General features: G+C 66.5%; 18 protein-coding genes. 9 read left to right on the top strand and 9 right to left on the bottom strand.

Features of this window, described 5'->3' with window-relative positions:
* The first annotated feature begins 12 nt into the window (after positions 1-12).
* Positions 13-822, top strand: a complete 810-nt coding sequence (locus tag ASC94_RS01225) for a head GIN domain-containing protein (RefSeq protein WP_056389589.1) — start codon at positions 13-15, stop codon at positions 820-822.
* A gap of 39 nt (positions 823-861) precedes the next feature.
* On the opposite strand, the gene ASC94_RS01220 is transcribed toward ASC94_RS01225, so the two are convergent.
* Positions 862-2,145: a TIGR03862 family flavoprotein gene (locus ASC94_RS01220; protein WP_056389586.1), complete on the bottom strand. Its 1,284-nt coding sequence runs from the start codon at positions 2,143-2,145 to the stop codon at positions 862-864.
* An 80-nt stretch (positions 2,146-2,225) separates the two neighbouring features.
* Between ASC94_RS01220 and ASC94_RS01215 the strand changes: the two genes are divergently transcribed.
* Positions 2,226-2,459, top strand: a complete 234-nt coding sequence (locus ASC94_RS01215) for a hypothetical protein (RefSeq protein ID WP_056389583.1) — start codon at positions 2,226-2,228, stop codon at positions 2,457-2,459.
* Between the two features lie 141 nt (positions 2,460-2,600).
* Here ASC94_RS01215 and moaD read toward each other — a convergent pair whose 3' ends face one another.
* From moaD to thrC, 3 genes are read right to left on the bottom strand one after another with little or no spacing between them, the layout of a single operon-like run.
* A complete protein-coding gene (gene moaD, locus ASC94_RS01210) occupies positions 2,601-2,858 on the bottom strand; it encodes a molybdopterin converting factor subunit 1 (protein WP_056389580.1) in 258 nt (85 codons plus the stop codon).
* On the bottom strand, positions 2,855-4,063 hold the full coding sequence (glp, locus tag ASC94_RS01205; RefSeq protein WP_056389577.1) for a gephyrin-like molybdotransferase Glp: 1,209 nt from the start codon (positions 4,061-4,063) through the stop codon (positions 2,855-2,857). The genes moaD and glp overlap by 4 nt, the downstream gene beginning before the upstream one ends.
* Positions 4,064-4,066: 3 nt before the next feature.
* Complete coding sequence (gene thrC, locus ASC94_RS01200) at positions 4,067-5,542, bottom strand: threonine synthase (RefSeq protein WP_056389574.1); 1,476 nt, start codon at positions 5,540-5,542, stop codon at positions 4,067-4,069.
* Positions 5,543-5,711: 169 nt separating this feature from the next.
* Between thrC and ASC94_RS01195 the strand changes: the two genes are divergently transcribed.
* From ASC94_RS01195 to ASC94_RS32225, 5 genes are all read left to right on the top strand, one after another.
* Positions 5,712-6,863 (top strand): glycosyltransferase, encoded by a 1,152-nt coding sequence (locus ASC94_RS01195; RefSeq protein WP_056389571.1) that lies wholly within the window; start codon positions 5,712-5,714, stop codon positions 6,861-6,863.
* Positions 6,864-6,943: 80 nt separating this feature from the next.
* On the top strand, positions 6,944-7,513 hold the full coding sequence (locus ASC94_RS01190) for a dual specificity protein phosphatase family protein (RefSeq protein WP_056389568.1): 570 nt from the start codon (positions 6,944-6,946) through the stop codon (positions 7,511-7,513).
* The gene (locus ASC94_RS01185) at positions 7,510-8,121 is read left to right on the top strand and encodes a hypothetical protein (protein ID WP_056389565.1); all 612 of its coding nucleotides are present in this window, start codon (positions 7,510-7,512) and stop codon (positions 8,119-8,121) included. Before ASC94_RS01190 ends, ASC94_RS01185 begins: the two co-directional genes overlap by 4 nt.
* A gap of 52 nt (positions 8,122-8,173) precedes the next feature.
* A complete protein-coding gene (locus tag ASC94_RS01180; protein ID WP_056389562.1) occupies positions 8,174-12,685 on the top strand; it encodes a DEAD/DEAH box helicase in 4,512 nt (1,503 codons plus the stop codon).
* Between the two features lie 25 nt (positions 12,686-12,710).
* Positions 12,711-13,271, top strand: coding sequence for a hypothetical protein (locus tag ASC94_RS32225; protein ID WP_157201234.1), 561 nt, complete (start codon positions 12,711-12,713; stop codon positions 13,269-13,271).
* A gap of 28 nt (positions 13,272-13,299) precedes the next feature.
* Here the strand turns inward: ASC94_RS32225 and ASC94_RS01175 are convergent, their stop codons facing one another.
* Genes ASC94_RS01175 through kbl form a run of 3 tightly spaced genes read right to left on the bottom strand, consistent with a single transcriptional unit; the run spans position 13,300 to position 16,905 of the window.
* Complete coding sequence (locus ASC94_RS01175; RefSeq protein ID WP_056389559.1) at positions 13,300-14,679, bottom strand: L-serine ammonia-lyase; 1,380 nt, start codon at positions 14,677-14,679, stop codon at positions 13,300-13,302.
* A 35-nt stretch (positions 14,680-14,714) separates the two neighbouring features.
* Complete coding sequence (locus tag ASC94_RS01170; RefSeq protein WP_056389556.1) at positions 14,715-15,677, bottom strand: NAD-dependent epimerase/dehydratase family protein; 963 nt, start codon at positions 15,675-15,677, stop codon at positions 14,715-14,717.
* 22 nt (positions 15,678-15,699) lie between these two features.
* Positions 15,700-16,905 (bottom strand): glycine C-acetyltransferase, encoded by a 1,206-nt coding sequence (gene kbl, locus ASC94_RS01165; RefSeq protein WP_056389553.1) that lies wholly within the window; start codon positions 16,903-16,905, stop codon positions 15,700-15,702.
* Positions 16,906-17,069: 164 nt separating this feature from the next.
* Here kbl and ASC94_RS01160 point away from each other — a divergent pair, with 164 nt between their 5' ends.
* Positions 17,070-17,645 carry a helix-turn-helix domain-containing protein gene (locus ASC94_RS01160; RefSeq protein WP_056389552.1) on the top strand — a complete coding sequence of 192 codons (576 nt, stop codon included), beginning with the start codon at positions 17,070-17,072 and terminating at the stop codon, positions 17,643-17,645.
* Between the two features lie 50 nt (positions 17,646-17,695).
* On the opposite strand, the gene ASC94_RS01155 is transcribed toward ASC94_RS01160, so the two are convergent.
* Both ASC94_RS01155 and ASC94_RS01150 read right to left on the bottom strand, forming a co-directional pair.
* Positions 17,696-18,754, bottom strand: a complete 1,059-nt coding sequence (locus tag ASC94_RS01155) for an oxidoreductase (RefSeq protein WP_056389549.1) — start codon at positions 18,752-18,754, stop codon at positions 17,696-17,698.
* Positions 18,755-18,819: 65 nt separating this feature from the next.
* The gene (locus ASC94_RS01150) at positions 18,820-20,022 is read right to left on the bottom strand and encodes an ammonium transporter (RefSeq protein ID WP_056389545.1); all 1,203 of its coding nucleotides are present in this window, start codon (positions 20,020-20,022) and stop codon (positions 18,820-18,822) included.
* Between the two features lie 255 nt (positions 20,023-20,277).
* Between ASC94_RS01150 and ASC94_RS01145 the strand changes: the two genes are divergently transcribed.
* A complete protein-coding gene (locus ASC94_RS01145) occupies positions 20,278-21,402 on the top strand; it encodes a hypothetical protein (RefSeq protein ID WP_157201233.1) in 1,125 nt (374 codons plus the stop codon).
* Positions 21,403-21,412 lie beyond the last annotated feature (10 nt).

Genomic DNA, 21,412 nt, shown 5'->3' with positions numbered 1-21,412 from the left:
CAGGAGCACACTATGAGAGCATTACTTAAAGTCGGAATCAGCATGCTGCTGCTCGCGTTCGCGCTGATCGCGGTGTCCTACAGCATGCTGCGGGCGCACGGCGCCACCAACCCGTCCAGCGCGCAAGGCCGCGCGCCGGCCAGCGAAACGCGCGACATCGGCAACGGCATCACGTCGGTGGAGCTGAGCGGGCCGATCGACCTCACCCTGCGCCAGGGCGACAAGCCCTCGCTCAAGGTGCGCGGCGAGCAGCGCCTGCTGGGCAATGTGGAGACCGAGCAGGATGGCAACACCCTGCACATCGGCACCAAAGGCATGCTGTTCCACCACCGCCGGCCCTTGCAGGTGGAGCTGGTGCTGCCTTCATTGTCCGAACTGGAGATCCACGGCAGCGGCGACAGCACAGTGAACGGCTTCAGCGGCGAAAAACTGTCGGTGCAGGTACACGGGCCCGGCAACCTGAATTTCAACGGGCGCTTCAAGAAGGTCGATGCGGGCGTGCACGGCAGCGGCGACCTCACGCTCAACACCGGCGCCAGCGACGTGGTGACGCTGGAGATGGTGGGGTCGGGCCAGATCAGGAGCAGCGGCAGCTGCAAGAGCCTGAACGCGGAGCTGACCGGATCGGGCGACCTGGACGCGCAGCACCTGGCATCCGACCAGGTGGTGGTGAACCTGAAAGGCTCCGGCACCACCAATGTATTCGCCCGCAAGTCCGCCGAGCTGACCCTGAACGGCAGCGGCGACATCCGCGTGTTCGGCAACCCGGACAACCGCAACGTCAGCCGCACCGGTTCAGGCGAAGTAAGCTGGGACCATTGAAAACACAACGATCCGCCGGCCCGTCGGCCGTAGGGCGGGTTAGCCCTGCAGGGGCGTAACCCGCCGCAGCCAGCCCAGCGCCTCCTCCCCCGCCGCCTGCCCGCTGGCCAGGCAAGCCGTCAGCAGATAGCCCCCGGTAGGCGCCTCCCAGTCCACCATCTCGCCGGCCACAAACACGCCAGGCCTCGCCGCCAGCATCAATCCCTGCAAAGCCTCGAAACGCACGCCGCCCGCCGTGCTGATCGCCTCATCGATCGGCCGCGGCGCACGCAAGCGCACCGGCAGCATCTTCAAGGCCCGCGCCAGGCGCGCCGGCTCGGCATACTCCTCGGCGCTGGCGCACTCGCGCAGCAGGCCGGCCTTCACGCCCTTGATCCCCAGGCGGCTCTGCAGGTGGCTGGCCATGGAACGCGCGCCGCGCGGGCGGCTGATCTCGTCCAGCACCCGCCCGGCATCCAGGTCCGGCAGCAGGTCCAGGTGGATCAGCGCGCTGCCGTCGGCCGCGATCTGGTCGCGCAGCGCGGCCGACAGCGCGTAGATCAGGCTACCCTCCACCCCGGTGGCTGTCACCACGAATTGCCCCTGCTTGCGGAACGGCTGCCCGTCCGCGCCGGTGGAAGTGATGGCGACCGTGGTCAGCGGCTCGCCCGCGTGCTTCGCGCTGAAATGCGCGCTCCAGTCCACATCGAAGCCGCAGTTGGCCGGCGCCAGCGGCGCCACCTGCACGCCCTGCCGCTCCAGCAGCGGCACCCAGGCGCCGTCCGAGCCCAGCCGCGCCCAGCTGGCACCGCCCAGCGCCAGGATCGTGGCGTCGGCCTGCACCGCCAGTTCGCCGTCCGGCGTGTCGAGCAGCAGTGCGCCGTCGGCATTCCAGCCGGTCCAGCGGTGGCGCTGGTGAAAATGCACGCCCAGTTCACGCAGGCGGTGCAGCCACGCGCGCAGCAGCGGCGCGGCCTTCATTTCGGTGGGGAATACGCGGCCGGAGGTGCCGACGAAGGTGTCGATGCCCAGGCCATGCACCCAGTCGCGCACATGCTGCGGACCGAAGGCGTCCAGCATGGGGCGCAGCACGGCGGCGCGCTTGCCGTAGCGGGTGACGAAGGTGTCGTAAGGCTCGGCGTGGGTGATGTTCATGCCGCCGCGCCCGGCCAGCAGGAATTTGCGGCCTACCGACGGCATCGCATCGTAGACGTCGATACTGAGCGGCTGGGCGGAGCCGGCCCGCTGCGCCAAAGTCTGCGCCGCCATCAGGCCTGCCGGCCCGCCGCCGATGATGGCGACGCGGTAGCTCTTGGTATCGTTATTGTTGTTCTGAGACTGCATGGGGAATTCCGGGTGAAATATTGAGGCAATCCGGCATTCTAGGGCATACTGGCACGCATCTACCAATTTGGGAGGCGGTCATGGGTGCAGCATTCTGGATCAAACGCTATCTGCTGGCGGCAGTGCCGCTGTTTGCGATCCTGGCCGGGGTGGAATATGTGAAGGGGACGACGTCCCAGGCCGACATCCTGAGCGCCGGCGCGTGGGCTGCCGTGGCGGCCGCGATTTTCGTGGGCACGCAGTACCGGCGCTACCGCAGGAACCAGGAGTGCGCCGCCTGCGACGCGGCGGGGAAGACGAGCAAGCGTTCCTGACGGAGCGCTGGCGGGTTACGCCTTCGGCTAACCCGCCCTACGGCGCTGCATGATGCCGCATATTCGCAGGGCACACGTAGGGCGGGTTGGCGCGAGCGCATAACCGGCGATCGTCAACCGCCGACTGCCAGCCGCCGGGTATCAGCCACCGGTGACAGGCGGGAAGAACGCTACTTCCGCGCCTGCCTGCACCACCGTCTCCGGCTGGCACATCACCTGGTTGCAGGCCATGCGCAAGGCGCGGCCTTCCCCCAGAGCCTGCGCCCAGGCGCCGCCGCGCGCCACCAGCAGCGCACGGATGCCCGCCACCGTCTGCACGCCCTCTGGCAGTTCCAGCACTTCGGTGGAGGTGCCCACCGCTTCGCGCACACTGGCGAAAAACTTCAACGTAACGTTCATATCAATTCTGAAAATGGAATAAAGCGCACCGTGTCGCCGGGCTGGATGACCTGGCCGGGCGGGTTGTCGATCAAGCCATCGCCCCACACGGTGGAAGTGAGCACGCCGGAGCTCTGGTTCACGAACAGGTCCAGGCCGCCCTGCTCGTTCAGGCGCGCGCGCAGGAACTCGTTGCGGCGGTCCGCCTTCGGCCAGCTGAAGTCGGCCCGCAGCTGGTAGGCTTTGGGCGCAAGCGCCCTGGCGTCGGACACACCCTGCATGCGCAGGATGAACGGCCGCACGAAGAGGAGGAAGGTGACGAAGCTCGACACCGGATTGCCAGGCAGGCCAAGGAAGAACGCGTCCTTCACCTCGCCGAAGGCCAGCGGCTTGCCCGGCTTGACCGCGATCTGCCACATATTGAGCTTGCCCTCCGCCTCCACCGCCGGCTTGATATGGTCCTCCTCGCCGACGGACACGCCGCCGGAAGTAATGATCATGTCATTGCCTTCGGCCGCCTGGCGCAGCACGGAACGGGTGGCGTGCAGCGAATCGGGCACGATGCCGAAGTCGCTGATCTCGCAGCCCAGGTTTTCCAGCAGTGCGCGCAGGGTGAAGCGGTTGGAGTTGTAGATGGCGCCCGGCGCCAGCGGTTCGCCCGGCATGGCGAGTTCGTCGCCGGTGAAGAATACCGCCACGCGCAGCTTGCGCCGCACCGGCAGTTCGGCCAGGCCAACAGAAGCGGCCAAGCCCAGCTCCTGGCTGCGCAGGCGGGTGCCGGCAGGCAGGATGACGCTGCCGTTGCTGATGTCTTCGCCGGCGCGGCGTATCCACTCGCCGGCCTTGGGCGCGTGCTTGATGTTGACCAGGTTGCCGGTCAGCTCGCACTGCTCCTGCATCACCACGGCGTCCGCACCCTCCGGTATCAGCGCGCCGGTAAAGATGCGCGCGGCGGTGCCAGGCAGCAGCGGCTGACCGACATGGCCGGCCGGAATGCGCTGCGACACCGTCAGCGTGGCCGCGCCGCTGGCGCAATCGGCCGCACGTACTGCGTAGCCGTCCATCTGGGTGTTGTCGTGCGTGGGCACGTTCAGGCCGGACACCTGCGCCTGCGCCAGCACGCGGCCGTTGGCCGAGAGCGTGGACAGCGTTTCGATGTCCGCCACCGGCCGCGCGGCGGCCAGCATGAAGTCCAGCGCCTCGCGCACAGGCATCAGTGGTTTCATGGCTTACAGTCCCGTGTTGCTGGCGATGTAGTCCTTCATTTTCGCCACGTCGGCCGGCATGACGACGAAACGCTGCTCCAGCGCTTCGATGTTCTCGAAACCGGCCGGACGCTCGGCGTCTTCGCCCAGCGCTTCCAGGATGGTTTCGTTGAACTTGGCCGCCAGTGCGGTTTCCAGCACGATCATGGTGACGCCGGCTTCCATGTTCTCGCGCGCCACCTTGATGCCGTCGGCGGTATGGGTGTCGATCACGATGCCGTAGTCGTCGGCCACGTCGCGGATGGTGTCCAGGCGGTCCTGGTGGGTGGACTTGCCGGACTTGAAGCCGTACTGGGCCACCTTGGTGAACTCGTCGCCGTCGCTGCCCGGGTAGCCGGACAGGTCGAAGCCGCCGTGCGTTTCCACTTTGGTAAACAGCGCGCGGGTGCGGTCGGCGTCGCGGCCCACCAGGTCGTAGATGAAGCGCTCGAAGTTGGAGGCCTTGGAGATGTCCATCGACGGGCTGCTGGTGTGGTAGGTCTCGGCGGACTTGCGCACGCGGTACACGCCGGTGCGGAAGAACTCGTCCAGCACGTCGTTTTCGTTGGTGGCGGCCACCAGCTTGTCGATCGGCAGGCCCATCATGCGGGCAATGTGGCCGGCGCAGATGTTGCCGAAATTGCCCGACGGGACCGTGAAGGACACCTTCTGGTCGTTGCTGGTGGTGGCGGCCAGGTAGCCCCGGAAGTAGTACACCACCTGCGCCACGACGCGCGCCCAGTTGATGGAATTGACGGTGCCGATTTTCTGTTTGGCCTTGAACGGCAGGTCGTTGGAGACGGCTTTGACCATGTCCTGGCAGTCGTCGAACACGCCTTCGACGGCGATGTTGAAGATGTTCGGGTCCTGCAGGCTGAACATCTGCGCAGTCTGGAAGGCGCTCATCTTCTTGTGCGGCGACAGCATGAACACGCGGATGCCCTTCTTGCCGCGCATGGCGTATTCAGCGGCGCTGCCGGTGTCGCCCGAGGTGGCGCCGAAGATGTTCAGTTCAGCGTTCTTCTTGGCCAGCGCGTATTCGAACAGGTTGCCCAGCAATTGCATGGCCATGTCCTTGAAGGCCAGCGTGGGGCCGTTGGACAGCGCCTGCAGCACCAGCTTCTTGCCCTTGGATTCTTCCAGCACGCGCAGCGGCGTGATCTCGGCGGAGGACTCGCCCTCGCGCGCATTGCGGTACACGCCGGCGGTGTAGGTCTTCGCGGTCAGCGCTTTCAGGTCGGCTTCCGGGATGTCGGTGGCGAACTTCTTCAGGATCTCGAAGGCCAGTTCGGCATAGGACAGCTTGCGCCAGGCATCGAGCTCGGCGCCGGTCACTTGCGGGTATTCGGTAGGCAGGTACAGGCCGCCGTCTGGAGCGAGGCCGCCCAGCAGGATGTCGGAGAACTGTTGCGGAGACTGCGATGCGGCCGACGCTGCGGCGCGGGTAGACACATATTGCATAGATGAGAAAGTCCGGTTGGCGTGCGAAATCGAGCGTCTATTATAGTGCGGCTCGGCCATCGCTGTTATATCGCATTGTTTTATGTATATTTCGAATAAGGGCGTGGGGCCGTTGTTTAGTAAAAAGGCAATCTGGTATGATTGCTATTTCCGCCTCCTTGGGTTGTCGATGAAACCGCGAAAAATCCTGCTGTTGAGTGTTTCGGCCGGCGCCGGCCACATGCGCGCCGCCGAAGCGATCCGCGCCCACGCCGGCGACGGCGTACAAGCCACGCACCTGGACGTGATGGACTACGTCAGCGCCGGCTTCCGCAAGCTGTACACCGATTTCTACATCACCCTGGTGAACAAGATGCCCGCGCTGTGGGGCTATCTGTACCAGGCCACGCACGACGCCCCGGCGCACAGCTCCATGCAGCGGCTGCGGCGCGGCGTGGAGCGCCTGAACACGCGCGCGCTGCTCAAGGAGATCGAGGCCTTCCAGCCGGACGCCATCATCTGCACCCACTTTCTCCCGGCCGAACTGCTGTCGCGCGCCATCGGCAAGGGCGAGCTGGCCTGCCCGGTGTGGGTGCAGGTGACGGACTTCGACCTGCACCGCCTGTGGATACAGGAGAACATGGCGGGCTACTTCGCCGGCAACGACGAGGTGGCGTTCCGCATGCGCGCCTCGGGCGTGCCGGCCGCGCGCGTGCACCAGACGGGCATTCCCATCATGCCGGCGTTCGGCCAGCCGCTGCAGCGCGCCGCCTCCGCGGCGGAATTCGGCCTGGACCCGGCCCGCCCCACCTTGCTGATGATGGGCGGGGGCGCGGGCCTGGGCAGCCTGGAGACGGTGGCGGAGCGGCTGCTTGCGCTGGAAGGCGACTTCCAGCTGATCGTCCTGGCCGGGAAGAACGCGCAGGCATTGGCGGCCTTGCAGCGCCTGGCGCAGCGCCATCCGGGCCGGCTGCTGCCGCAGGGCTTCACCAACCAGGTCGAGCGCCTGATGGCCTGCGCTGACCTGGTGATCACCAAGCCGGGCGGTCTGACCACGTCCGAGTGCCTGGCCATGGGTTTGCCGATGATCGTGAACTCGCCGATTCCGGGCCAGGAAGAGCGCAACTCGGACTTCCTGCTGGAGCAAGGCGTGGCGCTCAAGGCATTCGACGCGGTGACGCTGGAGTACCGCGTGCAATTGCTGCTGCGCGATCCGGCGCGCCTGGCCGCCATGGCTGTCCGGGCGCGCGCACTGGGCAAGCCGGATGCCGCCAGCCAGGTGCTGGCACAGGTGCTCGGGCAGCCGGCGACGCCGGTCTTCGCCGGCGCGCGCGCGGCATGATGGGCCACTGCATAAGACTCGCTGCGCGGCTGCGGCTGTGGGTCCGGTCGCTGCCGGAGGCAGGCGCGCTGTCGGCGGGTATGCTGACTATAGGTACTCTGGCGCTGGCCGTCCTGCCGCCGGCGGGCGCCGGCGAGAGCGCCGCCGCCTCGCAGCGCCACCAGGACTGGGCCACACTGATCCACGAGCCGGGCAATCTGTACAGCGTCACGCCCACCTTCTTCCGCAGTGCCCTGCTGCGCAAGGACGACGTGAAGCGCCTGCAAGCGCTCGGCATCAAGACGGTGGTGAGCCTGCGCGCCTTCCACAACGACGAGAAGGTGCTGAAGGGCAGCGGCATCAAGCCGGTGAGTGTTCCCATCAACACCTGGGACATCAGCGACCGCAAGATCATCGAGGCGCTGCGCGCCATCCGCACCGCCGAGCAGCATGGACCGGTGCTGCTGCACTGCCAGCACGGCGCCGACCGCACCGGCCTGGTGACGGCCATGTACCGCATCCTGTACCAGCAGCGCAGCAAGGAAGACGCGCTGCGCGAAATGAAGGAAGGCGGCTACGGCTACCACGCCGTATGGAAGAATATCGAATCGTATCTGCTCAAGGTGGACGTGGAAGCGGTCCGCGCGGGCGTGGAAAAGGAATCGCCATGACCGTGACAACCAAGTTGCTGGCGCTGCCGGCTACCCTGCTGTGTGCCGGCGCCTGCGCTGCGGCGCCCGACGCCATCGACCCGGCCAAGCTGTCCGAAAAGGACGTGACGCTGCAGGAGGTGCCGTCCGGGAAGCCGCAGGGCAAAGCCTTTCTGGCCGCCACCATCATCAACGCCCCGATGGCCAGGTTGTGCGGCATCATCCAGGACTACGCCGGCTACCCGGGCTTCATGCCCAGCGTGTCGCACACGGCGCTGTCGAAATCGGCCAGCGGGAGCCCGCTGGTGGACATGACGCTGAAGTTGCCGCTCGGAAAAGTTAAGAAATACCGCCTGGAAATGACGCCCAAGGTCAGCCCACAGCAGTGCCGGCTGGCCTGGGACATGGTGCCCAACGCCGCGCTGAAGAACGAGGAAACCATCGCCGGCACGGACGGCTTCTGGCAACTGGCGCCGGTCGCCGGGGACAGCGGCAAGACCGTGGTGCAGTATTATGTCTACACCGATCCCGGACCTGTACCGATGGGCGCTGGCTGGATCGTGGACAGCATGAGCAAGGATAGCCTGCCGAAGACGCTGGAAGCGCTGCGCGCCAGGGCGCTGCGCTGAGCGGGCGACGGCAGCCCTTGCCATCCACGGCCGCGCCCCAACCTGATCCATCATGAACAAGCGCGCGCCCTCGACCAGCCCTGCCGCCTTCCATCCCGCCGTCGCGGCGTGGTTCGGCGCGGCCTTCCCTGGTGCGACCGAGGCGCAGCAGCGTGCCTGGCCGCTGATCCAATCCGGCCGCCCCACCCTGGTGGCCGCGCCCACCGGCTCGGGCAAGACGCTGACCGCCTTCCTGGCCGCCATCGACGCGCTGGTGCGCGAGAGCAGCGCCGGCCCGCTGCCGGACGAAACCCAGGTGCTGTACGTCTCGCCGCTGAAGGCGCTGTCGAACGACATCCGCCTCAACCTGGAAGCGCCGCTGGAAGGTATCGGCGCGCGGCTTGCCGCCATGGACCTGCCCGCACACGGTATCCGCGCTGCGGTGCGCACCGGCGATACCACCACGGCGGAGCGAAACGCCATGCGGCGGCGCCCGCCGCACATCCTGGTCACCACGCCGGAATCGCTGTACGTGCTGCTAGGCTCCGATAGCGGCCGCGCCATGCTGGCCACCGTGCGCACGGTGATCGTGGACGAAATCCACGCGGTAGCAGGCGGCAAGCGCGGCAGCCACCTCGCGCTCAGCCTGGAGCGGCTGGATGCGCTGTGCGCGCTGCAGGGGCCAGGCGGCCACCGCCCTGTGCGGGTAGGCCTGTCGGCCACGCAAAAGCCGTTGTCGGCGGTGGCGGACTTCCTGGTGGGCGGCGGCGGCGCGCATGAATGCGCCGTGGTGGACGTGGGGCACGTGCGGGCCCGCGACCTGGCGCTGGAGCTGCCGCCGGTGCCGCTGGAAGCGGTGATGCCGAATGAGGTGTGGGAGCGGGTCTACGACCGCATGGCGGAGCTGGTGGTGCTGCACCGGACCACGCTCATCTTCGTCAACACGCGCCGCCTATCCGAGCGCATTGCGCGCCACCTGGGCGACCGGCTCGGGGCGGAACACGTCGCGGCGCACCACGGCAGCCTGGCCAAGGAATACCGCCTGGCGGCCGAGCAGCGGCTCAAGAAGGGCGAGCTGCAGGTACTGATCGCCACTGCGTCGCTGGAACTGGGCATCGACATAGGCGACGTGGATCTGGTGTGCCAGGTGGGTTCGCCGCGCAATATCGCCGCCCTGCTGCAGCGCGTGGGCCGCTCCGGCCACCACGTGGGCGGCATGCCCAAGGGGCGCCTGTTTCCCACCTCGCGCGACGACCTGATCGAATGCGCCGCGCTGCTGGACTGCGTGCGGCGCGGGGAGCTCGACGCGCTGCGCATTCCGGTCGCGCCGCTGGACGTGCTGGCGCAGCAGATCGTGGCCGAAGTGGCCTGCCGCGAATGGGGCGAGGACGATCTGTTCGACCTGGTACGCCGCGCCCAGCCCTATGAACGGCTGGAACGCGCGCGGTACGACGACGTGCTGCGCATGCTGGCCGATGGCTACACCACGCGCAACGGCGTGCGCGGCTCCTATTTGCACCGCGACGCGGCCACCCGTTCGCTGCGCGGGCGGCGCGGCGGCAAGCTGGCGGCCGTCACCTCGGGCGGCACCATACCGGACAACGCTGACTACACGGTGCTGCTGGAGCCGCAGGGGCAGTCGGTTGGCACCGTAAACGAGGACTTCGCAGTGGAGAGCTTGGCCGGGGACGTTTTCCAGCTTGGGAACACCTCCTACCGGATCATGAAAGTCGAAGCGGGCAAGGTGCGGGTGGAGGACGCACACGGCGCAGCGCCCAATATTCCGTTCTGGCTGGGCGAGGCGCCGGGCCGCAGCGACGAGTTGTCCGCCGGTGTGGCGCGCCTGCGCGGCGAGATTGGCCGCCAGCTGGCTGGCCCCGGCAGCGGCAACCAGGCCGGCGACGTGAAAGGCGGTGGCACTGGCGGCCCCGTTGGCGGCGCGGATGGCGATGGCGCGGCAGCGCTGGAGCGCGCGGTGGCATGGCTGGACGAGCATCTAGGCATGAGCGACGCGGCGGCGCGGCAAATCGTCGACTACCTGGCGGTGGCGCGCGCCGCGCTAGGCGAACTGCCCACGCAGGACACGCTGGTGATGGAGCGCTTCTTCGACGAATCCGGCGGCATGCAGCTGGTAATTCACGCCCCGTATGGCAGTCGGGTCAACCGCGCCTGGGGGCTGGCGCTGCGCAAGCGCTTCTGCCGCACCTTCAACTTCGAGCTGCAGGCCGCCGCCACCGAGGACGCCATCATCCTCTCGCTGTCCACCAGCCACAGCTTCCCGCTGGAAGAAGTGTGGCGCTACCTGCGCTCCAACAGCGCAGAGCAGATTCTGGTGCAGGCCCTGCTGGATGCGCCCTTGTTCAATGTGCGCTGGCGCTGGAACGCCACCACGGCGCTGGCGCTGCCGCGCTTCACGGGCGGGCGCAAGGTGGCGCCGCAACTGCAGCGCATGAAAAGCGACGACCTGCTCGCGTCCGTGTTTCCGGATCAGGCCGCGTGCCTGGAGAATATCGTCGGCGAGCGCGAGCTGCCCAGCCACCCGCTGGTAGACCAGACCCTGGACGACTGCCTGCACGACGCCATGGACAGCGAGGGCTGGCTGGCGCTGCTGCGCCGCATGGAAGCGGGCGAGGTGCGCCTGATCGCGCGCGACCTGCCGGCGCCCTCCCCGCTGGCCATGGAAATCCTCAACGCCCGTCCCTACGCCTTCCTGGACGACGCGCCGCTCGAAGAGCGCCGCACGCAAGCCGTGATCAACCGCCGCTGGACTGACCCCGCGAGCACCGGCGACCTGGGCGCACTGGACGCGGACGCCATCGCCGGCGTGGCCGAGGAAGCCTGGCCGAACGCGCGCAACGCGGACGAGGTGCAGGAGGCGCTGGTAGCGCTGGCCTGCGTCACGGACGAGGAAGCGCAGCGGCAGCCTGGCTGGCCGGAGTGGCTGGCCACGCTGGCGCAGCAGGGCCGCGCAACCCGCCTGCGCGCTACTGGTACCGATAACGCCGCGCTGTATGGCCGCGCCGACTTGTGGGTCGCGCTGGAACGCCTGGACTGCGTGCAAGCCGCCTACCCAGGCGCCACAGCCACGCCCGCACTGGCCATTCCCGACAGCCATCGCGGCAACGGCCCCGACGACTGGACGCGCGACAGCGCGCTGACCGAACTGCTGCGCGCCCGCCTCACCGGCTTCGGTCCGCAGCCGCTGGGCGCCATCGCGTGGCCGCTGGCGCTGCCCGAGAGCACCGCAGCCATCGCGCTGGCCCAGCTGGAAAGCGAAGGCTACGTCATGCGCGGGCGTTTCACGCCGGGCGTGGCGGAAGAGGAATGGTGCGAACGCCATCTGCTCGCGCGCATCCACCGCTACACCATCAAGCGGCTGCGGCGGGAGATCGAGCCCGTCGAACAGCAGGACTTCATGCGTTTCCTGTTCGACTGGCAGCACCTGACCGAAGACACGCAGCTGCAGGGCCAGGACTCCCTGCCCGCTGTGCTGGCCCAGCTGGAAGGCTACGAGGCCGCCGCCGGGGCCTGGGAAGGCGACCTGCTGGCCCAGCGCCTGCGCGACTATTCCATCCTCTGGCTGGACGACTTGTGCCGAGCCGGCAAAGTGGTATGGACGCGCGTCGGCGCGCCGCGATCGGCTGCCGGCGGCCCGGTGCGCAGCACGCCCATCGTGCTGCTGCCGCGCCGCCAGGCCGCGCTGTGGCACAGCCTGAACGCGGCCAGCGAACCGCCCGAAGTGTCGTCGCGCGCGGCCAGCGTGCTGGAACTGCTGCAGCGGCACGGGGCCATGTTCCTGGACGAGCTGCAGCATGACGCGCGCATGCTGCCGGTGGAGCTGGAGAATGCGCTGGGCGAGCTGGTGTCGGTCGGGCTGGTTAATGCAGACAGCTTCGCCGGCATGCGCGCCATGCTGCTACCCGCCGCAAAGCGGGCCAGCAACGACAAGCGCCGCCGCCGTGGCGCCGGGCCCACGATGGAAGAAGCCGGCCGATGGGCGCTGGTGCGGCGCGACACCTCGCTCGCGGCCAATGCGTCCGCCAGCCAGGCTGGCGCAGGCCCGGAGGCTCGCCCAGCCCGGGCGGACGTCGCCTCCGCGCCAGGCAAGCCTGCGCGCAAGCCACGCTTGCCGCCGGAGACGCTGGAATACGTTGCGATGACGCTGCTGCGGCGCTATGGCGTGATGTTCTGGCGTCTGCTGGAGCGGGAAGCGTCGTGGCTGCCATCGTGGCGTGAACTGCTGCCGGTCTACCACCGGCTTGAGGCGCGCGGCGAGATCCGGGGTGGGCGTTTCGTGGCCGGCTATTCCGGCGAGCAGTTCGCCCTGCCTGAAGCTATTCCGCTGCTGCGCGAAGTGCGGCGGCGCGAGAAGACCGGCAGCCTGGTGTGCATCTCTGGCGTGGATCCGCTCAATCTGTGCGGTACGCTGCTGCCAGGCGACAAAGTGCCCGCTGTGCCGGGAAACCGTATCCTGTTCCGCGAAGGGCTGCCGGTAGCCACCGTAGTCGCCGGCAAAATCAGCTACCTTTCACCACCGGGTGCCGAGCGTGAACTGCTCCACGCGCGCCTCGTTGGCCGCTACTAAACTCCACAACACCCACCAGGCCACCGTGCTCAAACTGCCTACGATCGTCCTCGCCGCCATGGCCGCCAGCGCCACGCCTGCCTTCGCCGACGACCTGGCCACATCCCATCACGCAGCTGGTATTGCACAAGCTATCGGTCACACCATAACCCGCACGATGCGATCGTGGCTGGCCCTGCTGCTGAGCGTCCCGGCAATAGCCGCCGCGCAATGTTCGGAGTTCGATAGCAAGCGCTTCTTTTCTGAACACGCCCCCGCAGCAGGCTGCCGCAATTCGGCAGGCGACACGTGCCTGGACCTGCCAAGAATTGTGGACGACCGTTTGCATGCGCTGGTGCTGAACGCGAGCGCGGACTATCTGGCGACATGGATGCCGGCTGCACAGGCAGTGCGAGGAAAGCCGGACCAGGCACCGCCCGGGACCATGCGCATTGTGGACAACGCACTACGCATGGATCTCACGCGCCGTTCGGTGTTTGTGACATGCGACGGCGAACACGCCTATTTTTTTGAAACCGGAGGCCTGGCAGGCAAAGCGGAATGGCGCGGGCCGGTGGCCTTGCGCACGCTGGCGCAGCCGCGTTGACGCCGGCGCCGGCGCCGGCGGGCGCTGATCAGCAGGCGGCGTGGTTGACGGTGACGACGTGAATCGCGAGCCCGCCCAGCGAGGTTTCCTTGTATTTCACCTGCATGTCCGCGCCGGTCTGGCGCATGGTTTCGATCACGTCGTCCAGGCTGACGAAGTGGGTGCCGTCGCCTTTCAGCGCCAGCGAGGCGGCGGTGATCGCCTTCACCGCGCCCATGCCGTTGCGCTCGATGCAGGGGATCTGCACCAGGCCGCCGATCGGATCGCAGGTCATGCCGAGATGATGCTCGATGCCGATTTCAGCCGCGTTCTCGATCTGCAGATTGGTGCCGCCCAGCGCCGCCACCAGGCCCGCCGCCGCCATGGCGCAGGCCACGCCGACTTCGCCCTGGCAACCGATCTCCGCGCCGGAAATCGACGCGTTGCGCTTGCACAGCATGCCGATGGCCGCAGCCGTCAGCAGGAACTCGCGCACGCCCTTTACCGGATCGCTCGGGTGGCAGTCTTCCGCATAGTAGCGCAGCACCGCCGGGATGATGCCCGCCGCGCCGTTGGTCGGCGCCGTCACAACACGGCCGCCGGCGGCGTTTTCCTCGTTTACCGCCATGGCGTAAAGGCTCACCTGATGCAGCGCGTCGTGCGGCAGCGCGTTGGCGACGTCGCCGCCCTTCGCCTGCAGCCACAGGCCCGCCGCGCGGCGTTTCACATTCAGCCCGCCCGGCAGCTGGCCGGCCGTCTCCAGCCCATGCGCAATGCAATCGCGCATCACGTGCCAGATGCGGTCCACGCCCGCGTTCAGCTCATCCTCGGACACGCGCATCAGCTCATTGGCGCGCAGCATTTGCGGAATGGTCAGGCCGGTGCGCTTGCCGTGCTCCAGCAGCTGGGCCATGGTATCGAAGGGATACGGCAACTCCACGGCCGGGCGGCCGTCGATGCCGCCGGTTTCGCCCTCTTCGCGGATAAAGCCGCCGCCCACCGAGTAGTACACCTTGCTCAGCACGGAGCCGCCGCTGCGCTTGAGAGTGAAGCGCATGCCGTTCGGGTGCTCCGGCAGCGTCTCGCTCTTGTGGAACAGCAGATTGGCAGCGCGCGTGAAGGGCACCGGGTGGGTGCCCAGCAGCTTCAGTTCCTTTTGCTGCTCGGCCGCCGCCAGCATGGCGTCCACCTGCGTGGGATCGACGTGCTGCGGCGTTTCGCCCATCAGGCCCAGGATCACCGCCTTGTCGGTGGCGTGGCCGACGCCGGTCAGCGCGAGCGAGCCATACAGGGCCGCTTCCACCGCCACCACATCATCCAGCGGACCGGCATCGACCAGGAAGCGGCGCGCCGCCACCATCGGTCCCACGGTGTGGGAACTCGACGGCCCGATGCCGATTTTAAACAGGTCGAAAACGCTCATGTCCATTGGATGTCTCTTTATAGTAGTTAGCGGGTAGCTATTCAGGCGGCCTGGCCCAGGCTGACGTCGATGTTCGCCAGCATGTCCTTGACCATCTCTTCGGTGCCAATGCGGGCTCTCCAGCCCCAGTCGGCAGTCGCGTGGCAGTCGTCCAGACTGTGCGGCCAGGTATCTGCAATCGCCTGGCGGCTGTCCGGCTTGTACTCGATCTTGAACCCGGGCACGGCGCGAGTGATCGCCTCTGCCAGTTGCGCCGGGTTGAACGACACGCCGGCCACATTATAAGAGGAACGCACTTTAATTTGCGACGCCGGTGCCTCCATCAGCTCCACGGTGGCGCGGATGGCATCGGGCATGTAGATCATCGGCAGCGTGGTTTGCGGGCCGAGGAAGCACTCGTAAGTCTCGCCGCGCAGCGCCGCGTGGAAAATGGCGATGGCATAGTCGGTGGTGCCGCCGCCCGGAGGCGACTTGTAGCTGATGATGCCCGGGTAGCGGATGCTGCGCACGTCCACGCCGTATTTCAGGAAGTAGTACTCGCACAGGCGCTCGCCGGCCAGCTTGCTGATGCCGTAGATGGTGGTCGGGTCCATGACGGTCAGCTGCGGCGTGTCGAGCGACGGCGTGTTGGGACCGAAGGCAGCGATCGAGGACGGCCAGAACACGCGCAGCGGCTTGCCCTGTTCGCCGCGCACGCGCGCCACTTCCAGGATGTTGAGCAGGCCGTCCATGTTGAGGGTCCAGGCCCTCAGCGGCGCCGCTTCGCCGGTGGCGGACAGCATGGCCGCCAGCTGGTACACCTGGGTGATGTTTTCGGAAGCGACCAGGGTCTCCAGGGCTTCCTTGTCCAGTACGTTCAGCACCTGGTAGCGCGCTGCGTTGTAGACATTCTTGGCGCCGATGTCGGTGGCGATGACGTTGTGGGCGCCATGTTTTTGCGCCAGCGCGTCCACCAGTTCACTGCCGATCTGGCCGTTTGCGCCAATGACTAAGATGCGTTCCATGCTGTTCTTTCTGTTCTTTGGTTTAGTTCTTCAGCAAGCCGAGTTCGCGGCCCGCCTGTTCGAATGCTGCCAGTACCGTGTCCAGCTGCTCGCGGGTGTGGGCGGCGGAGAGCTGCACACGGACGCGGGCCTGGCCCATCGGTACTACCGGGTAGAAGAAGCCGCTGAGCAAAACGCCCAGCTCATACATTCGCGCGGCAAATTTCTGCGCCACCGGCGCGTCGAACAGCATCACCGGCACCACCGGGTGGGTGCCCGGCTTGATGGTGAAGCCGATGCGTTCGATCTCCTTGCGGAAGTAGGCGGTGTTTTCGTGCAAGCGGTCGCGCAGCTCGGTGGAAGCGGACAGGCGCTTGAGCACTTCCAGCGACGCGCCGGCGATCGACGGCGCCAGCGTGTTGGAGAACAGGTAGGGACGCGATTTCTGGCGCAGCGTGTCGATCACTTCCTTGCGGCCGGATGTGAAGCCGCCCATGGCGCCGCCCAGTGCCTTGCCCAGCGTGCCGGTGATGATGTCGATCTTGCCCAGCACATTGTGGTGTTCGTGCGTGCCGCGCCCGGTCTTGCCCATGAAGCCGGAGGCATGGCATTCGTCTATCATCACCAGCGCGCCGTACTGCTCGGCCAGCGCCACGATCTTGTCCAGCTGGGCGATGGTGCCGTCCATGGAAAACACGCCGTCGGTGACGATGATCTTGTTGCGCTTGCCGGCCGCGTCCTGCAGCTGCTTTTCCAGGTCGGCCATGTCGTTGTGGGCGTAGCGGAAGCGCGCGGCCTTGCACAGGCGGATGCCGTCGATGATGGAGGCGTGGTTCAGCGCGTCGGAGATGATGGCGTCGTTCTCATCGAACAGGGGCTCGAACACGCCGCCGTTGGCGTCGAAGGCGGCCGCGTAGAGAATCGTGTCTTCGGTGCCGAGGAAGGCGGAAATGGCTTGCTCCAGTTCCTTGTGCACGGTCTGGGTGCCGCAGATGAAGCGCACCGACGACAGGCCGTAGCCGTACTTCTCGGTAGCATCGATGGACGCCTTGGCCACCCACTCCTCACCCGACAGGCCCAGGTAATTGTTGGCGCACATATTGATGAGCGTGCGGCCGTCCTGCGCCACCACCTCGGCGCCCTGGCGGGAAGCGATCACGCGCTCAGGCTTGTACAGGCCCTGTTCGCGCAGGGTGTCCAGGTTCTGCTGCAGGCCGGTGTAGAAGGCGTTTTTCGCTTGCTCGCTCATGATCTTCCTCTTTTGGTGGTGTGGGGTTATGCTGTGGGCTGAATGGAGTTTACTCCAGTTTTTTCACCGCACTCCTGAAATCCGTTATTTCGAACTCAAGTTCAATATAGTGGATAATATCGAACGCCAGTGAACTTTGCAACATATAAAAGAATGAAAACCGCATGAGCGCATCTATCCCGAACAACGCCCCGCCGGAAGTCGGCGCCGCCCTGCAACGACTGCGCCTGGCGCGCGGCCTGACGCTGGAAGACCTGTCCCGCATAGCCGGGGTGTCGAAATCCATGTTGTCGCAGATCGAGCGCGAGAAGGCCAACCCCACCATCGCCATCACGTGGCGACTGGCCAATGCACTAGGCGTGGCCATCGGCGAACTGCTGTCGGAGCAGGGAAAGAGTGTTGAGACGATCAGGATCCTGGACGCGCACGAGACGCCCACCCTGCCCGGCGCCCACGCCGGCTACACGATGCGCATCCTGGGACCGATGGAACTGGCGGGAAAGTATGAGTGGTACGAGCTAACGCTGGCGGCGGGCGGCGAACTGGTGTCCCAGGCGCACGACCCCGGCACCACCGAGCACCTGACGGTGCTGCACGGTGCGATGGAGCTTGAGGTGGGCGGCAGCAAGAAGAAGGTCAAGATGGGCGGCACGGCCCGCTACCCGGGAGACCTCGATCACGCCATCCGCAATGCGGGCAAGACCGAGGCCAAGGCCATTCTGGTGGTAATTCACCGCTAAGCAGCACAAGCTGCGGGGGCGCCTGCGGGCGTCGGCCCCGCCGCTGCAGCTTACGATGGAAAATCGACGGTGCGGCGCTCGCGGTGGCTCTGCCTGGCAGCCTCGATGACACGCACCACGTTTAGCGCCTCCTCCGCAGCCACCGGGACGGGCTGGCGGTCATTGATCGCCTTTCCCATGCCTGCGTAGTAGCTTTCGTAGCTGCCCGCCAGCGTCGGCACGCGCCGCGCCACGGCGGCGCCGTCTTCCATCAAGGTCACCGTGGCGTAGTGGGCGCTGTCGTCGCCGCCCCAGCCAGCGTCACCCGGCCTGGCGCCTTCCTTCAATGCCGTTTCCTGGCCATCGATTCCATATTTGGAAAAGCTGCCCTGCGTGCCATGTACTTCATAGCGCGGCCCGGGCGCACACACTTGCATGCCGGCGCGCAGCACCGCCTTGCAATGGCCGTAGTCCAGCGTGAGATGGAAATAGTCTTCCACCAGCGCACCGGCGCGCTGCACCGACAGGTCCGCCGTCACCGCGCGCGGCAAGCCAAACAGCTGCAGCGCCTGGTCGATCAGGTGCGATCCCAAATCCCACAGGATGCCCGCGCCCGGCTGCTCCTCCTCTTTCCAGCGCGGCTTCACCTGGGGCGCATAGCGGTCGAAGTGCGCGTAGTAAGAATGGACCTGGCCCAGGCTGCCGGACTCGATGCAGCTGCGCAGCGTCAGGAAGTCGTTGTCCCAGCGGCGGTTGTGAAAAGCGCTGATGAGCAAGCCCTTCTCCTGCGCCAGCGCGATCAGGGCCTCGCCCTCCGCCGACGACACGACAAAGGGCTTGTCGACCACCACGTGCTTGCCCGCTTCCAGCGCGGCGCGCGCCAGCGCATAGTGGCTGGCGTTTGGCGTGGCCACCACGATCAGGCCGATCCGGGGATCATCCAGCATGGCTTGCGGCCCGGCGTCGAGCGTGACATCGGGATAGCTGCGCCGCACCTCGTCCGGGTCTGCGCTGCTGCTGGAAATGCGCGCCAGCGCCAAGCCAGCCGGGGCGGCGGCAACGATCAGCGGCGCGTGGAAGACCTTGCCGGCGAGGCCATAACCAATCAGGCCTACGGAGCATGTTTGCATGGGATTGCCTTTCTGTTCATGTTGATACGGCATATCCCGCAACTATAGACTATAGCCGCGCAGGCTCACCAGTTCGACTCGCGCTCAGGCGTGGAGCTGATGCGGTGCACCGACAAGTCGGCGCCCTGGAATTCCTGCTCCGGATCGAGGCGCAGCCCCACTGTGGCCTTCAGCAGGCCGTAGATGACGTAGCCGGATGCGCCGGCAATGGCGACGCCCAGCGTGGTGCCGATCAGCTGCGACGCGAAGGACACGCCACCCATGCCGCCCAGCCCCTTCAGGCCGAAGACGCCGGCGGCGATGCCGCCCCAGGCGCCGCACAGGCCGTGCAGCGGCCAGACGCCCAGCACGTCGTCGATTTTCCACTTGTTTTGCGCCAGCGTGAACATCCACACGAACACGGCGCCGGCGATACCGCCGGTGACCAGCGCGCCCAGCGGGTGCATCAGGTCGGACCCTGCGCACACCGCCACCAGGCCGGCCAGCGGGCCGTTATAGGCGAAGCCGGGGTCGTTCTTACCCATCAGGACAGCCACCAGCGTACCACCCACCATGGCCATCAGCGAATTGACCGCCACCAGGCCGTTCATCTTGTCTAGCGCCTGCGCGCTCATTACGTTGAAGCCGAACCAGCCCACGGTCAGGATCCAGGCGCCCAGCGCCAGGAAAGGTATCGAGGACGGCGGATGGGCCGCGATGGCGCCGTTCTTCATGTAGCGGCCGCGCCGCGCGCCCAGCAGCAGCACTGCGGGCAGCGCGATCCAGCCGCCCATCGCGTGCACCACCACCGAGCCGGCGAAGTCGTGGAACTCCGCACCAAAGCTGTGCAGCAGCCATTGCTGGAAACCGAAGCGCTGGTTCCACACCATGCCTTCAAAGAAGGGGTAGACGAAGCCGACCAGCAGCGCGGTGGCGATCAGCTGCGGATGAAAACGCGCGCGTTCGGCGATGCCGCCGGAGATGATGGCCGGGATGGCGGCGGCAAAGGTGAGCAGGAAGAAGAACTTCACCAGCTCGTAGCCGTTCTTCGCCGCCAGCACGTCGGCGCTGGAAAAGAAGTTCACGCCGTACGCAATGCCGTAACCGATAAAAAAGTAGGCGATGGTGGACACCGCAAAGTCCACGAGGATTTTCACCAGCGCGTTGACCTGGTTTTTCTTGCGCACGGTGCCCAGCTCAAGAAAGGCGAAGCCGGCGTGCATTGCCAGGATCATGATGGCGCCGAGCAGGATGAATAGCGCGTCTGCACCAGAATTGTTACCAGTCATACCAAAACACTCCCCAAAAGGATGCAAGATGAAATAAAGAATGTTCTTACAAGCAAATTTCGTACCAATTTGGTGCGGTCAGCTAAGCCCTTGATTTCACACCAACTCCCGCGTGCTACGCGGCGCACCGATTCTGTGCGCGCACCGCCTTGGTGCCTCCTGTTGGTGCGGCGTGAATATTCGAGAGATTTAAGATGCACGATTAGGAGCAAAATGTAAAAATGATATCTTTTTAACCCAGACCCGGAGCGCACCATGCCTTTAAGCGTCGTATCGCCAACTGTCCGTTCGTTCTTGCCCGCCGTTGCCGCCCTGTTCACGCTGGCCGCGTTGGGCGGCTGCAGCACCGCCAAGACCTTCAACAACGCGCTTGAGGAACCGGTGGCGGCGCTCGCAAAGGCCGCAGCCGTGGTGCAGGCGGCGGAAAGCGATGTGATCCAGGCGAACGCACTCGGCCTGGTCGAGCAGCCCGCCGCCAATCCGCAAAGCCTGGTGTGCGGCGCGCCGGAGGGCTTGAGCGCCACCGCGGCCGATCTGCAGCAGTTCAGCGATGCGCTGGAAACCGTCAGCAAGGTGGCCACCAAGCCGGACGACACCAGTTTCGCCGGCTACGTCAAGCAGATCCGCAAGAACAAGGAAGCCCAGGCGAACGCCGACGGCGCGCCGGGGGCGGAGCTGCAAGCGGCAGCCAAAAAGAAGAAGGATAACTTCAACCGCTGCATGGCACTGTTCGCGGCCGATACCGCCGCCAACGCCAAGCTGTCGGCCGATCCGGCGCTCAACGCAACGGCCATCGCACCAGTGGTTGGCCTGATCATGGCGTGGGGCGATCTGGCGAAGGAATTGCTCAAGTACGGCGAAGCGGCGCAGCGCGAAAAGGCGGTACGCGCCACCGTCGCCAGCCTGTTGCCGCAACTGGAAGAGGCGCGCAAGGAGCTGGCCGAGGACACCAAGGACGGCAAGTTCGGCAGCAAGGTGGTCTACCCCGCCAGCGCCTCGCCGCTTGCCACGCAGATGAACCGCTCCAACCTCGGCGCCTCGATCACGATCCGGCGCTGGATGACCGCGAAGTCCATCCGCGCCAACTGGGACAGCCTGGCCCCCTGCCGCAGCGCCGCTACGCCGCGCAACTGCCTGGCCAGCGCGGCCGACCGCGCGGCCGCAGCCGAACTGTCGCTGCAGATTGCCAACTACCGCAGCCTGTACAAGATCGACGACAAGAAGATACTGGATGCGCTCAAGGCGGGCCTGGACCAGGCGCAGAAGGCCAACGCCTCGGTGTCGCTGCCCGACCTGATGGACGCCCTGATGGGCATCGGCGATGCGGTCACCTCGATCTCGGACAAGGTGGACGCGGTGCACAAGGCCAGGGACAACTGAGGCGGGAGTG

Origin of the sequence: Massilia sp. Root418 (genome assembly GCF_001425265.1) — a bacterium.
In the GTDB taxonomy this organism is placed as follows: Bacteria; Pseudomonadota; Gammaproteobacteria; order Burkholderiales; family Burkholderiaceae_D; genus Rugamonas.
The sequence above is the reverse complement of the archived record's forward strand: the minus strand, read 5'-3'. Positions and strand labels throughout refer to the sequence as shown.

Coding starts and splice junctions, on each gene's coding strand:
- ASC94_RS01160 (WP_056389552.1), top strand. CDS start 17,070: ATGAGCGCATCTATCCCGAACAACGCCCCGCCGGAAGTCGGCGCCGCC.
- ASC94_RS01180 (WP_056389562.1), top strand. CDS start 8,174: ATGAACAAGCGCGCGCCCTCGACCAGCCCTGCCGCCTTCCATCCCGCC.
- ASC94_RS01150 (WP_056389545.1), bottom strand. CDS start 20,022: ATGACTGGTAACAATTCTGGTGCAGACGCGCTATTCATCCTGCTCGGC.
- ASC94_RS01175 (WP_056389559.1), bottom strand. CDS start 14,679: ATGGACATGAGCGTTTTCGACCTGTTTAAAATCGGCATCGGGCCGTCG.
- glp (WP_056389577.1), bottom strand. CDS start 4,063: ATGAAACCACTGATGCCTGTGCGCGAGGCGCTGGACTTCATGCTGGCC.
- thrC (WP_056389574.1), bottom strand. CDS start 5,542: ATGCAATATGTGTCTACCCGCGCCGCAGCGTCGGCCGCATCGCAGTCT.
- moaD (WP_056389580.1), bottom strand. CDS start 2,858: ATGAACGTTACGTTGAAGTTTTTCGCCAGTGTGCGCGAAGCGGTGGGC.
- ASC94_RS01195 (WP_056389571.1), top strand. CDS start 5,712: ATGAAACCGCGAAAAATCCTGCTGTTGAGTGTTTCGGCCGGCGCCGGC.
- kbl (WP_056389553.1), bottom strand. CDS start 16,905: ATGAGCGAGCAAGCGAAAAACGCCTTCTACACCGGCCTGCAGCAGAAC.
- ASC94_RS01155 (WP_056389549.1), bottom strand. CDS start 18,754: ATGCAAACATGCTCCGTAGGCCTGATTGGTTATGGCCTCGCCGGCAAG.
- ASC94_RS01190 (WP_056389568.1), top strand. CDS start 6,944: ATGCTGACTATAGGTACTCTGGCGCTGGCCGTCCTGCCGCCGGCGGGC.
- ASC94_RS01145 (WP_157201233.1), top strand. CDS start 20,278: ATGCCTTTAAGCGTCGTATCGCCAACTGTCCGTTCGTTCTTGCCCGCC.
- ASC94_RS01185 (WP_056389565.1), top strand. CDS start 7,510: ATGACCGTGACAACCAAGTTGCTGGCGCTGCCGGCTACCCTGCTGTGT.
- ASC94_RS01225 (WP_056389589.1), top strand. CDS start 13: ATGAGAGCATTACTTAAAGTCGGAATCAGCATGCTGCTGCTCGCGTTC.
- ASC94_RS01170 (WP_056389556.1), bottom strand. CDS start 15,677: ATGGAACGCATCTTAGTCATTGGCGCAAACGGCCAGATCGGCAGTGAA.
- ASC94_RS01215 (WP_056389583.1), top strand. CDS start 2,226: ATGGGTGCAGCATTCTGGATCAAACGCTATCTGCTGGCGGCAGTGCCG.
- ASC94_RS01220 (WP_056389586.1), bottom strand. CDS start 2,145: ATGCAGTCTCAGAACAACAATAACGATACCAAGAGCTACCGCGTCGCC.